This is a genomic window from Salmonella sp. SAL00670 (genome assembly GCF_046552235.1).
In the GTDB taxonomy this organism is placed as follows: domain Bacteria; phylum Pseudomonadota; class Gammaproteobacteria; order Enterobacterales; family Enterobacteriaceae; genus Salmonella; species Salmonella enterica.
In genome coordinates, this window is sequence record NZ_JBGDUO010000008.1 from 132,505 (window position 1) to 145,520 (window position 13,016).

Consider the following 13,016-nt stretch of genomic DNA (forward strand, 5'->3'; position numbering starts at 1 on the left):
AGCAAACGAAAAAATGGCGGTAATTTATTAAAGTTAATTCGCATCGTGCCAAATAAGAAATGCTTATGAACATGTGGCGTAGAGACGCCGGATGGCGCTGCGCTTATCCGGCCTACAAGACGGGGTAGGCCCGGTAAACATCACGTCACCGGGCAATATGCATTAATGCCAGCAAAAATGGTGTACTACCTGGGTAATCAATTCCCGGGTTGGCTTAATAAAACGCGTTTCGAGATATTCATCCGGCTGATGCGCCTGATTAATTGAGCCCGGACCAAGCACCAGCGTTGGGCATAATGTCTGCATAAACGGCGCTTCAGTACAGTAGTTCACCACGTCGGTTTTTGTTCCCAACAGTTTTTCTACTACTTCAACCAGTTGGTGGTCCGGTGGACACTCGTAACCTGGAATCGGCGGATGTAATTCCGCCACCGTCAGACGGCCCGGCCAGCGTTCGCTTACCGGGGCCAGCGCGTCGTTAAGCAGTCCATTAAGGTCGTTTAACGTCATGCCCGGCAGTGGACGAATATCCATATGCAATTCGCAGCAGGCGCAGATACGGTTTGAGGCATCGCCGCCGTGGATATGGCCCAGATTCAGCGTTGGATACGGAACGGTAAACGCCTCGTAGTGATACCGCGCTTTCAGCGAGTCACGCAGTTGCATGATATGGCCAATCGCATCGTGCATCAGTTCAATGGCGTTAACCCCACGCGCCGGGTCGCTGGAATGACCGGACTGCCCCAGGACGCGAACGACATTAGAGATATGCCCTTTGTGCGCGCGTATCGGTTGCAACGACGTCGGTTCGCCAATGATCGCGCAGTCCGGACGTAATGCCGTGGTTTCGGAAAAATAACGCGCCCCCGCCATGCTGGTCTCTTCATCGGCGGTCGCCAGAATGTAGAGCGGCTTTTTCAACTTTGTGACGTCAACGTCACGTAGCGCGTCCAGAATAAAAGCGAAGAAGCCTTTCATATCCGCAGTGCCCAGACCATAGAGCTTATTGTCGTGCTCGGTCAGCGTGAACGGGTCGCGCGTCCAGCGTCCGTCATCAAAGGGAACCGTGTCGGTATGGCCGGTCAGCAGCAAACCGCCCGCGCCATGTCCGGTGCTGGCGAGCATATTAAATTTGTTTCGCGTTCCTGGAACCGGTTGAACCTCTACGTTGAAACCAAGATCGCTGAACCAGCCTGCAAGCAAAGTGATTAAAGACGCATTACTTTGATCCAGGGATTCTTCGGTTGCGCTTATCGACGGTGTGGCAATCAAAGCGCGGTAAATCTCGATAAATGGCGGTAAAACGTTTTTCATTGTTGACACACCTCAGGTCATGATAGTATCAATATTCATGCATTAATTATGAATAAAAATACATTAACGTTGAGCATAAAGGAACCCGATGTTGAATACGCTGATTGTAGGCGCTAGCGGTTATGCGGGCGCAGAGCTTGTAAGCTACGTAAATCGCCACCCACATATGACCATAACCGCTTTGACCGTCTCAGCGCAAAGCAATGATGCAGGAAAGTTAATTTCTGATTTACATCCGCAGTTAAAAGGGATTGTCGACCTGCCATTGCAACCGATGTCGGATGTACGTGACTTTAGCGCAGATGTTGATGTGGTGTTCCTGGCGACAGCGCATGAAGTGAGCCACGATCTGGCGCCGCAATTTTTACAGGCCGGATGCGTCGTATTCGATCTTTCCGGCGCGTTTCGGGTAAACGATCGCGCCTTCTATGAAAAGTATTATGGATTTACTCATCAGTATCCTGAGCTGCTGGAGCAGGCGGTGTACGGTCTGGCGGAGTGGAATGCCGATAAACTGAACACGGCGAATCTGATTGCGGTTCCTGGTTGCTATCCAACCGCAGCGCAGTTGTCGCTAAAACCGCTGATTGACGGCGGGCTTCTGGATCTGACGCAGTGGCCGGTAATTAATGCCACCAGCGGGGTGAGCGGCGCGGGGCGCAAAGCGGCAATTTCGAACAGTTTCTGTGAAGTGAGTCTGCAACCGTATGGCGTGTTTACGCATCGTCATCAGCCGGAAATCGCCGTCCATCTGGGCGCGGAGGTCATCTTCACCCCGCATCTGGGGAATTTTCCGCGCGGGATTCTGGAAACCATTACCTGCCGCCTGAAAGCGGGAGTAACCCATGCGCAGGTCGCCGACGTGTTGCAAAAAGCCTATGGCGACAAACCGCTGGTGCGCCTGTATGACAAAGGCGTTCCGGCGTTAAAGAACGTCGTCGGGCTGCCGTTCTGCGATATTGGTTTTGCCGTCCAGGGCGAACATCTGATTGTGGTGGCAACCGAAGACAACTTGTTGAAAGGCGCAGCGGCGCAGGCAGTACAGTGCGCTAATATTCGTTTTGGCTTCGCTGAAACGCAGTCTCTTATTTAAGGGTGAAATGATGAATCCATTAATTATCAAGCTGGGTGGCGTATTACTGGATAGCGAAGAGGCTCTGGAACGTCTTTTTACCGCGCTGGTCAACTATCGTGAGTCCCATCAGCGTCCGCTGGTGATTGTTCATGGCGGCGGTTGCGTGGTGGATGAGCTGATGAAAGGGCTGAATTTGCCCGTGAAAAAGAAAGACGGCCTGCGCGTGACGCCTGCCGATCAGATTGGCATCATTACCGGCGCGCTGGCGGGAACCGCTAACAAAACTCTGCTGGCCTGGGCGAAGAAACACCATATCGCCTCTGTTGGTCTGTTTCTGGGCGATGGCGACAGCGTAAACGTGACTCAACTCGATGAAGCGTTAGGCCACGTCGGGCTGGCGCAGCCGGGGTCGCCGAAGCTGATTAACATGCTGCTGGAAAACGGCTTTCTGCCGGTGGTCAGCTCCATTGGCGTAACAGACGACGGCCAACTGATGAACGTCAACGCCGATCAGGCGGCAACCGCGCTGGCGGCGACGCTGGGGGCCGATCTGATCCTGCTTTCCGACGTGAGCGGTATTCTGGACGGCAAAGGCCAGCGTATCGCCGAAATGACGGCGTCCAAAGCCGAGCAGCTTATCGACCAGGGCATTATTACCGACGGGATGATTGTGAAAGTGAATGCGGCTCTCGATGCTGCGCGGGCGCTGGGGCGCCCGGTGGATATCGCTTCCTGGCGTCATGCGGAGCAACTGCCTGCACTGTTTAACGGCACGCCGATTGGCACGCGTATTCTGGCTTAACTATTTGTTCGCCCGATGGCGGCTGCGCCTTATCGGGCCTGCGTGAACAGAAATTATAGGCCGGATAAGCGTAGCGCCATCCGGCAGTGAAATTCGAAGAATTAAGGAAGTCTATTATGGCACTTTGGGGTGGGCGTTTTACACAGGCGGCAGACCAGCGGTTTAAACAATTCAATGATTCGTTGCGCTTCGATTACCGTCTGGCGGAGCAGGATATTGTCGGTTCTGTGGCCTGGTCTAAAGCATTGGTCACGGTAGGCGTACTGACTGCCGATGAGCAACGACAGTTGGAAGAAGCGCTGAACGTATTGCTGGAAGAGGTTCGCGCGAATCCGCAGCAAATCCTGCAAAGCGATGCGGAAGATATCCATAGCTGGGTGGAAGGTAAGCTCATCGACAAAGTGGGTCAGTTGGGTAAAAAGCTGCACACCGGGCGCAGCCGTAACGATCAAGTGGCGACGGACCTGAAACTGTGGTGCAAAGAGACGGTGAGGGAACTGCTTACCGCTAACCGCCAGTTACAGAGCGCGCTGGTGGAAACCGCGCAGGCGAACCAGGACGCGGTAATGCCGGGATATACCCATCTGCAACGCGCGCAGCCAGTGACTTTCGCCCACTGGTGTCTCGCGTATGTCGAAATGCTGGCGCGCGATGAAAGCCGCCTGCAGGACACGCTTAAACGTCTGGACGTGAGTCCGCTAGGTTGCGGCGCGTTGGCGGGAACGGCCTATGAAATTGACCGTGAACAATTGGCAGGCTGGCTGGGCTTTGCGTCTGCGACCCGCAACAGCCTGGACAGCGTGTCCGATCGTGACCACGTACTGGAACTGCTTTCTGATGCGGCTATCGGCATGGTGCATCTGTCACGCTTCGCGGAAGATCTGATTTTCTTTAATTCTGGTGAAGCGGGTTTTGTAGAGCTTTCTGACCGCGTGACTTCCGGTTCATCGTTAATGCCGCAGAAGAAAAACCCGGACGCGCTGGAGCTGATTCGCGGTAAGTGCGGTCGCGTACAAGGGGCGCTAACCGGCATGATGATGACTTTAAAAGGTCTGCCGCTGGCGTATAACAAAGATATGCAGGAAGACAAAGAAGGGCTGTTCGATGCGCTCGATACCTGGCTTGACTGCCTGCATATGGCGGCGTTGGTGCTGGACGGTATTCAGGTGAAACGCCCACGTTGTCAGGACGCGGCGCAACAGGGGTATGCCAACGCCACGGAGCTGGCGGATTACCTGGTCGCGAAAGGCGTGCCGTTCCGCGAAGCGCACCATATTGTTGGCGAAGCGGTGGTAGAAGCTATTCGCCAGGGTAAGCCGCTGGAAGCGTTGCCGCTGGCCGATTTACAGAAATTCAGCCGCGTGATTGGCGACGATGTGTATCCGATATTGTCTTTGCAGTCGTGTCTGGATAAACGGGCGGCAAAAGGCGGCGTTTCTCCGCTGCAGGTGGCGCAGGCCATCAACGATGCGAAGGCGCGCCTCGCGTTGTAGGCCTTATAAGCGTAGCGCCATCAGGTAATACTGCCCGGCCGAGCATCAGCGACGCCGGGCTTTTTTACGCAAAAAAAAGCGGACCAGAGGTCCGCAAAAGTTCACGTTGGCTTTAGTTATTTCGGGTTCGAGAGATACCCTCTGAACGGGCGGTGTCTTCAAGGGTTAAACGAGAAACCGCTCCGTTCTGTGATGTATTATTAATCAGAAAGGTTGATAGGGATAATCGTTCGTTGCTATGCTACCTATCGCCATGAACTATCGTGGCGACGGAGGATGAATAATGAATATTCGTGATCTTGAATATCTGGTGGCGTTAGCCGAACATCGCCATTTCCGGCGAGCGGCGGACTCCTGTCACGTCAGCCAGCCAACCCTTAGTGGGCAAATACGTAAGCTGGAAGATGAGCTGGGCGTTATGCTGCTGGAGCGTACGAGCCGTAAGGTGCTGTTTACCCAGGCGGGCTTACTGCTGGTGGATCAGGCGCGTACCGTACTGCGTGAGGTCAAGGTGCTCAAGGAGATGGCAAGCCAACAAGGCGAGACGATGTCCGGCCCGCTGCATATTGGTTTAATCCCAACAATTGGTCCCTATTTGCTGCCGCTTATCATTCCAATGTTGCACCAGACTTTCCCGAAGCTGGAAATGTATCTGCATGAGGCGCAAACGCACCAGCTGTTAGCGCAACTCGATAGCGGCAAGCTTGACTGCGCTATTCTGGCGCTGGTGAAAGAGAGCGAGGCGTTTATTGAAGTGCCGCTGTTTGATGAGCCCATGATGCTGGCTATTTATGAGGATCATCCGTGGGCGAATCGCGATCGCGTGCCGATGTCCGATCTGGCGGGCGAGAAATTGCTGATGCTGGAAGATGGCCACTGTCTGCGCGATCAGGCGATGGGGTTCTGTTTTGAAGCGGGAGCGGATGAAGATACCCATTTCCGGGCGACCAGTCTGGAAACGCTGCGCAACATGGTGGCGGCGGGCAGTGGTATTACACTACTCCCCGCGCTGGCCGTACCGCAGGAGCGTAAGCGCGACGGCGTGGTTTATCTGCCATGCATTAAGCCGGAGCCGCGTCGTACCGTGGGGCTGGTTTATCGCCCGGGATCGCCGCTGCGTAGCCGTTATGAGCAACTGGCAGAGGCCATCCGTGGCGCAATGGATGGCCATTTCGACAAGGCGTTAAAACAGGCGGTTTAAGCCGTTCAACGCCGCAACCCGATAAGCTTCCGCCATGGTTGGGTAGTTAAAGGTGGTGTTAACGAAGTATTCGATAGTGTTACCGCCACCTTTCTGCTCCATGATCGCCTGGCCGATATGAATAATTTCGGCGGCGCGTTCGCCAAAGCAGTGAATCCCCAGAATTTCTTTGGTTTCGCGGTGGAAGAGAATTTTTAGCGTGCCGACGTTCATGCCGACGATTTGCGCTCGCGCCAGATGCTTAAACTGCGCGCGGCCCACTTCGTAAGGCACTTTCATTGCCGTTAACTGCTGCTCGGTTTTGCCGACAGAACTGATTTCCGGAATGGTATAAATCCCGGTGGGGATATCTTCGATAAGATGCGCGGTCGCTTCGCCTTTCACCAGCGCCTGCGCTGCAATACGCCCCTGATCGTAGGCGGCGGAGGCCAGACTGGGATAGCCAATCACGTCGCCCACCGCATAGACGTGCGGCAGGGCGGTCTGGTACATACTGTTGACTTTGAGCTGTCCACGGCTGTCTGTTTCCAGACCGATATTTTCCAGCGCCAGCGAATCGGTGTTACCGGTACGGCCATTAGCATAGAGCAGGCAGTCAGCCTTCAGTTTTTTGCCGGATTTCAGGTGCATGATGACGCCATCATCGCAGCCTTCGATTTTCTCATACTCTTCATTGTGGCGAATAACCACGCCGCTATTCCAGAAATGGTAAGAGAGAGAGTCGGACATCTCCTGATCGAGAAAGGCCAGCAGGCGATCGCGGGTGTTGATCAGATCCACTTTCACATCCATACCGCGGAAGATGGACGCATATTCGCAGCCGATAACGCCGGCGCCGTAAATAATAACGTGGCGCGGCTCATGGTGGAGACTCAGGATTGAGTCGCTGTCATAAATGCGCGGATGCGAGAAATCCACATCATTGGGATGGTAAGGACGCGAACCACAGGCAATAACAAATTTTTCTGCCGTCAGGGTTTCAACCGTGCCGTCATGGCATTCCAGCGCCAGGGTATGTTCGTCAATAAAATGGGCGTTGCCCTGCAATATTTCACAGTGGTTACGCTCATAAAACCCCTGACGCATACGCGTTTGTTGATTAATCACGTTATCGGCATGATTAAGGATGTCGGCGAAAGAAGAACGAAGGAGACGGGAGTGGTCGCTATAGAGCGGGTTTTGATTAAATTCAATAATGCGGCTGACGGCGTGGCGAAGGGCTTTGGATGGGATGGTGCCCCAGTGGGTACATCCGCCGCCAACGTTATGATAACGCTCAATCACCGCGACGCGTGCTCCTTGCTTAACCAGACCCATTGCAGCGCCTTCACCGCCGGGGCCTGACCCTATGACGACTGCATCATAATCCCAGGAATGTGGCATGGTATTACTCACCTGTTTTTATACATAAAATAAACACGATGATAACATTTGCCCAGCTTTAACCCAATTATCGTTGTGCTTTTTTGCGAAGCCGGAGCACAAACTGTCTGTAAACAATCATTCACAATCCAGTGTGAACCCGTTACTTTTATTCTCTGGTATAGTGCCGAATAAGGCATATGGAAGGATTCAGACATTGTGATGGGTGTTAGAGCGCAACAAAAAGAAAAAACCCGGCGTTCGCTGGTGGAAGCCGCATTCAGCCAACTGAGCGCTGAGCGGAGTTTTGCCAGCCTGAGTTTGCGTGAGGTGGCGCGTGAAGCGGGCATTGCGCCAACGTCGTTTTACCGTCATTTTCGCGATGTCGATGAACTCGGTCTGACGATGGTGGATGAAAGCGGTCTGATGCTGCGTCAGTTGATGCGTCAGGCGCGACAGCGCATCGCGAAAGGCGGCAGCGTCATTCGCACGTCGGTCTCCACATTTATGGAGTTTATCGGCAACAACCCCAACGCCTTCCGTCTGTTGTTGCGCGAGCGTTCCGGCACTTCAGCGGCGTTTCGTGCCGCCGTCGCGCGGGAGATTCAGCATTTTATTGCGGAACTTGCCGACTATCTGGAACTCGAAAACCATATGCCGCGCGCGTTTACTGAAGCCCAGGCCGAAGCGATGGTGACTATTGTCTTTAGCGCGGGCGCAGAGGCGTTGGACATCGGCGCTGAACAGCGTCGGCAATTAGAAGAGCGGCTGGTATTGCAACTGCGCATGATTGCGAAAGGGGCGTATTACTGGTATCGCCGTGAGCAAGAGAAAATAGCACATCATTCCGAATAACGTGAAGGACGAGTAATGAAACAGTCAGGTCAAGATAAAGGTACGCTGTTGCTGGCGCTCATCGCTGGCTTATCGATTAACGGCACATTCGCGGCGCTGTTTAGCGCTATTGTGCCGTTCTCCGTATTCCCGGTTATCTCGCTGGTGCTGACGGTATATTGCCTGCATCAGCGCTACCAAAATCGTACTATGCCGGTAGGTTTGCCGGGGTTGGCCGCCGCTTGTTTCATTCTTGGCGTTTTACTGTATAGCACCGTCGTGCGTGCAGAATATCCGGATATTGGCTCTAATTTCTTCCCGGCGGTGCTGTCGGTGATTCTGGTATTCTGGATTGGCTTTAAACTGCGTAACCGCAAGCAGGACACCGCGGAATAGTGTGCGAATGCCGGATGGCGGTATAACCGGCCATCCGACGTACATTTTACCTTGCGGTGAGTAATACCCCGCATTCCATATGATGTGTATACGGGAACTGATCGAATAGCGCCAGGCGAGACACCGTGTGCGTCTGGCTTAACGTTTCCAGGTTTTTGCACAACGTTTCCGGATTGCAGGAAATGTACAGAATACGTGGATAAGCCTGCACCATTTTTTCCGTTTCGCTGTCCAGACCGCTGCGCGGCGGATCGACAAAAATGGTTTCGCACTGATAGCCCTTCAGGTCGATCCCCTGCAGGCGGTTAAACTCACGAACGCCATTCATCGCCAGGGTAAACTCTTCCGCCGCCATGCGAATAATTTGCACATTATCAATATGATTAGCGGCAATATTGTACTGTGCGGCAGCGACGGACGGTTTGGCGATTTCGGTTGCCAGCACGCGGTTAAAATTGCGCGCCAGCGCTAAAGAAAAATTGCCGTTGCCGCAATACAACTCAAGCAGATCGCCTTTTGAGTCTTTCGTCACCTCCAGCGCCCACTCTAACATCTGAATATTCATGGCGGCGTTTGGCTGCGTAAAGCTGTTTTCGACCTGGCGGTAGATCATCTCTTTACCTGCCACAGGCAGACGCTCATCAATATAATCCTGATCCAATTCGATTTTGGTTTTAGTGGCCCGGCCAATCAGGTGTACGTTCAGACCTTGCGCGCGTAAAGCATCGCGTAACGCAGTGGCAGCTTCACGCCACTCTTCGTCCAGCTTCTTATGGTACAGCAACGACACTACCGCCTGGTTGCTCAAGGTCGTGAGATAATCCATCTGGAACAGCTTATGCCGCAGTGCATGATTATCGCGCACGCCGGCAATCATCGCCTTCATTAAGGTATTAATCAGTTGGCTGGCCGCCGGGAAGGTGTCAACGCGAATCCGGCTTTTGGTCTGCTGATCAAACATAATGTGGTACAGGTCATCGCCGTCATGCCACAGGCGAAATTCCGCACGCATACGATAGTGACTGACCGGCGAGCGAAATACTTCCGGAACCAGGTCAGAAAACGGCGCCATCATACTCTGCAAGCGCGCCACTTTTTCGGCTAGCTGCGCCTCATACTGTTCTGTCGGAAGATGTTCGGGGGTCATATCGCATCCTGAATAATAAAAGTACGCGGGGATTGTAGGGATTGCTCAGTGGATGTCCAGCTATTGATGATTTCTGATTTGTGATGCGCGGTCTGGACAGGGTGTTGTGACAGACGGTAGCATCCGTGGGCCGGTCCTGTGAGTTAATAGGGAATCCAGTGAAAATCTGGAGCTGACGCGCAGCGGTAAGGAAAGGTGAGATGAGAGCGTAAGCAGACACTGCCTCCGGCGGGAAGTCATCATTTCTGCTATCCAGTCAACGGATAACCCTCCAAGCCCGAAGACCTGCCGGCTAACGTCGCATCTGGTTTTTCATCATCGCGTACTATCGATGAAGCCTGCGGCATCCTTCTTATATTGTGGATGCTTTACAATGATTAAAAAAGCTACGCTGCTGACGGCGTTCTCCGTCACGGCCTTTTCCGCTTGGGCGCAGGACACTAGCCCGGATACCCTGGTTGTCACCGCCAACCGTTTTCAGCAGCCGCGCAGCGCGGTTCTGGCGCCCGTTACCATCGTGACGCGTCAGGATATTGAACGTTGGCAATCGACCTCCGTAAATGATGTTCTGCGCCGTTTGCCTGGCGTCGATATTGCGCAGAGCGGCGGCGCCGGACAAAACTCCTCCATTTTCATTCGCGGCACCAACTCCAGCCATGTACTGGTATTGATTGACGGCGTGCGTCTGAATTTAGCAGGCGTGAGCGGGTCCGCCGATCTCAGCCAGTTCCCGGTGTCGCTGGTACAGCGCATTGAATATATTCGCGGTCCGCGCTCCGCTATTTATGGTTCCGATGCTATCGGCGGCGTAGTGAATATCATTACGACGCGCGATAACCCAGGCACAGAATTAACCGCTGGATGGGCAAGCAATAGCTACCAGAATTACGACATCTCGACGCAACAGCAACTTGGCGAAAACACGCGGGCGACGTTGATCGGCGATTACGAATACACCAAAGGGTTTGACGTGGTAGCGAAAGGCGGTACCGGGATGCAGGCGCAGCCTGACCGGGACGGCTTTTTGAGTAAAACGCTTTATGGCGCGTTAGAGCATACCTTTTCTGATCGCTGGAGCGGATTCGTGCGTGGTTATGGCTACGATAACCGTACCGATTACGACGCCTATTACTCGCCGGGCTCGCCGCTGATTGATACACGCAAACTTTATAGCCAAAGCTGGGACGCCGGGCTGCGCTTTAATGGCGAACGTATTCAGTCTCAGCTGGTTTCAAGCTATAGCCACAGTAAAGATTACAACTATGATCCGCACTATGGCCGGTATGATACCTCCGCCACGCTGGATGAGATGAAACAGTACAATGTTCAATGGACCAACAGTGTGGTCGTGGGGCACGGTAATGTTGGGGCGGGCGTAGACTGGCAGAAACAGACTACCACGCCAGGTACCGGCTATGTGCCCGAGGGATATGACCAGCGTAATACCGGGGTTTACCTGACAGGATTACAACAGTTGGGTGACTTCACTCTGGAAGCGGCGGCGCGCAGTGATGACAACTCCCAGTTTGGTCGTCATGGTACATGGCAAACCAGCGCGGGATGGGAGTTTATAGAAGGTTATCGCTTTATTGCCTCCTACGGAACCTCCTACAAAGCGCCTAATTTGGGCCAACTGTATGGTTATTACGGTAATCCGAACCTGAATCCTGAAAAGAGTAAACAGTGGGAAGGCGCATTTGAAGGGCTAACCGCTGGCGTCAGCTGGCGTATTTCAGGTTATCGTAACGATATTAATGACATGATCGATTATGACGATCATCTGCAAAAATATTACAACGAAGGTAAGGCGCGCATTAAAGGTATTGAGGCGACGGCGAATTTCGATACCGGACCGTTAACGCATACGGTCAGTTATGATTACGTTGATGCGCGTAATGCGATTACCGATACGCCATTACCCCGGCGTTCCAAACAGATGGCAAAATATCAACTTGACTGGGACGTTTACGATTTTGACTGGGGGGTGACATATCAATACCTTGGTTCCCGCTATGATTCGGATTACTCCGCTTACCCATACCGGACAGTAAAAATGGGCGGCGTCAGTTTATGGGATCTTACGGTTGCATATCCGGTCACCTCACATCTGACAGTTCGTGGTAAAATAGCCAACCTGTTCGACAAAGATTACGAGACAGTTTATGGCTACCAAACTGCAGGACGAGAATACACCTTGTCTGGCAGCTACACCTTCTGAACCACGTCCCACCGTGCTGGTATTTGATTCCGGCGTCGGTGGATTGTCGGTCTATGATGAGATTCGGCGGCTCCTGCCGGATCTCCACTATATATATGCTTTCGATAACGTGGCTTTCCCCTACGGGGAAAAGAGTGAAACGTTTATCGTCGAGCGCGTTGTCGAGATTGTGACTGCGGTACAGCAGCGCTATCCCCTTTCACTGGCGGTGATTGCCTGTAATACCGCCAGTACGGTCTCACTTCCCGCATTACGTGAAAAGTTTGCCTTCCCGGTGGTGGGCGTTGTGCCTGCGATTAAACCAGCGGCGCGGCTGACCGCAAATGGCGTCGTCGGGCTACTGGCGACGAGAGCGACAGTCAAACGTCCTTATACTCACGAGCTGATTGCGCGCTTCGCTAATGAATGTCAGATAGCGATGTTGGGGTCGGCAGAACTGGTGGAACTGGCGGAAGCGAAATTACATGGCGACTCGGTCTCGCTGGAAGAGCTGCGCCGCATATTACGCCCATGGCTACGAATGCCGGAGCCGCCTGACACGGTCGTTCTGGGGTGTACGCATTTCCCTCTATTACGGGACGAGCTTTTGCAAGTCCTGCCCGAAGGGACGCGGTTAGTGGATTCCGGCGCGGCGATAGCGCGTCGTACAGCCTGGCTGTTGGAACATGAAGCGCCGGATGCGAAATCAACCGATACCAATATTGCTTATTGCATGGCAATGACGCCAGGAGCTGAACAATTATTACCCGTTTTACAGCGTTATGGCTTTGAAACGCTCGAAAAACTGCCGGTTTAATGGCGTTTTGGGTAAATACCAGGCACTTGAGAAATTATTTTAAATTTCCTCTTGTCAGGCAGAAATAACTCCCTATAATGCGCCACCACTGACACGGAACAACGGCATACAGACCGCCGGGTCAGCGGGGTTCAGACCAGAACCTCACGGAGAAAAGCGAAAATAAACGCTTGACTCTGAAGCGGGAAAGCGTAATATGCACACCCCGCGCCGCTGAGAAAAAGCGAAGCGGCACTGCTCTTTAACAATTTATCAGACAATCTGTGTGGGCACTCGAAGATACGGATTCTTAACGTCCTCGGACGAAAAATGAATACCAAGTCTCAAGAGTGAACACGTAATTCATTACGAAGTTTAATTCTTTGAGCATCAAACTTT

11 protein-coding genes and 1 riboswitch are annotated in these 13,016 nt (G+C 53.2%); of the genes, 8 read left to right on the forward strand and 3 right to left on the reverse strand.

The window, feature by feature from the left end:
* Nucleotides 1-162: 162 nt before the first annotated feature.
* Nucleotides 163-1,314, reverse strand: coding sequence for an acetylornithine deacetylase (argE, locus tag ACLJRS_RS21055; RefSeq protein WP_000800208.1), 1,152 nt, complete (start codon nt 1,312-1,314; stop codon nt 163-165).
* 88 nt (nt 1,315-1,402) lie between these two features.
* Between argE and argC the strand changes: the two genes are divergently transcribed.
* From argC to oxyR, 4 genes are all read left to right on the forward strand, one after another.
* Nucleotides 1,403-2,407: an N-acetyl-gamma-glutamyl-phosphate reductase gene (argC, locus tag ACLJRS_RS21060; RefSeq protein ID WP_000935336.1), complete on the forward strand. Its 1,005-nt coding sequence runs from the start codon at nt 1,403-1,405 to the stop codon at nt 2,405-2,407.
* Nucleotides 2,408-2,414: 7 nt separating this feature from the next.
* A complete protein-coding gene (gene argB, locus ACLJRS_RS21065; RefSeq protein ID WP_001575262.1) occupies nt 2,415-3,191 on the forward strand; it encodes an acetylglutamate kinase in 777 nt (258 codons plus the stop codon).
* A gap of 116 nt (nt 3,192-3,307) precedes the next feature.
* Nucleotides 3,308-4,684: an argininosuccinate lyase gene (argH, locus tag ACLJRS_RS21070; protein WP_001230047.1), complete on the forward strand. Its 1,377-nt coding sequence runs from the start codon at nt 3,308-3,310 to the stop codon at nt 4,682-4,684.
* A 283-nt stretch (nt 4,685-4,967) separates the two neighbouring features.
* Nucleotides 4,968-5,885 carry a DNA-binding transcriptional regulator OxyR gene (oxyR, locus tag ACLJRS_RS21075; RefSeq protein WP_001025919.1) on the forward strand — a complete coding sequence of 306 codons (918 nt, stop codon included), beginning with the start codon at nt 4,968-4,970 and terminating at the stop codon, nt 5,883-5,885.
* Here the strand turns inward: oxyR and sthA are convergent.
* The gene (gene sthA, locus ACLJRS_RS21080; protein ID WP_001120789.1) at nt 5,868-7,268 is read right to left on the reverse strand and encodes a Si-specific NAD(P)(+) transhydrogenase; all 1,401 of its coding nucleotides are present in this window, start codon (nt 7,266-7,268) and stop codon (nt 5,868-5,870) included. The genes oxyR and sthA overlap by 18 nt on opposite strands.
* 198 nt (nt 7,269-7,466) lie before the next feature.
* Between sthA and fabR the strand changes: the two genes are divergently transcribed.
* Entirely contained in the window at nt 7,467-8,102 is a 636-nt protein-coding gene (gene fabR / locus ACLJRS_RS21085; RefSeq protein ID WP_000971958.1) for an HTH-type transcriptional repressor FabR, read from the forward strand.
* A gap of 15 nt (nt 8,103-8,117) precedes the next feature.
* A complete protein-coding gene (locus ACLJRS_RS21090; protein WP_000813838.1) occupies nt 8,118-8,477 on the forward strand; it encodes a YijD family membrane protein in 360 nt (119 codons plus the stop codon).
* A 46-nt stretch (nt 8,478-8,523) separates the two neighbouring features.
* Here ACLJRS_RS21090 and trmA read toward each other — a convergent pair whose 3' ends face one another.
* Nucleotides 8,524-9,624: a tRNA (uridine(54)-C5)-methyltransferase TrmA gene (gene trmA, locus ACLJRS_RS21095; RefSeq protein WP_000186970.1), complete on the reverse strand. Its 1,101-nt coding sequence runs from the start codon at nt 9,622-9,624 to the stop codon at nt 8,524-8,526.
* A gap of 114 nt (nt 9,625-9,738) precedes the next feature.
* A riboswitch (cobalamin riboswitch) is annotated at nt 9,739-9,932 on the forward strand.
* 65 nt (nt 9,933-9,997) lie between these two features.
* Between trmA and btuB the strand changes: the two genes are divergently transcribed.
* Both btuB and murI read left to right on the forward strand, forming a co-directional pair.
* Complete coding sequence (gene btuB / locus ACLJRS_RS21100) at nt 9,998-11,842, forward strand: TonB-dependent vitamin B12 receptor BtuB (protein ID WP_000591396.1); 1,845 nt, start codon at nt 9,998-10,000, stop codon at nt 11,840-11,842.
* Nucleotides 11,787-12,638 carry a glutamate racemase gene (gene murI / locus ACLJRS_RS21105; RefSeq protein WP_000201806.1) on the forward strand — a complete coding sequence of 284 codons (852 nt, stop codon included), beginning with the start codon at nt 11,787-11,789 and terminating at the stop codon, nt 12,636-12,638. The genes btuB and murI overlap by 56 nt, the downstream gene beginning before the upstream one ends.
* Nucleotides 12,639-13,016 lie beyond the last annotated feature (378 nt).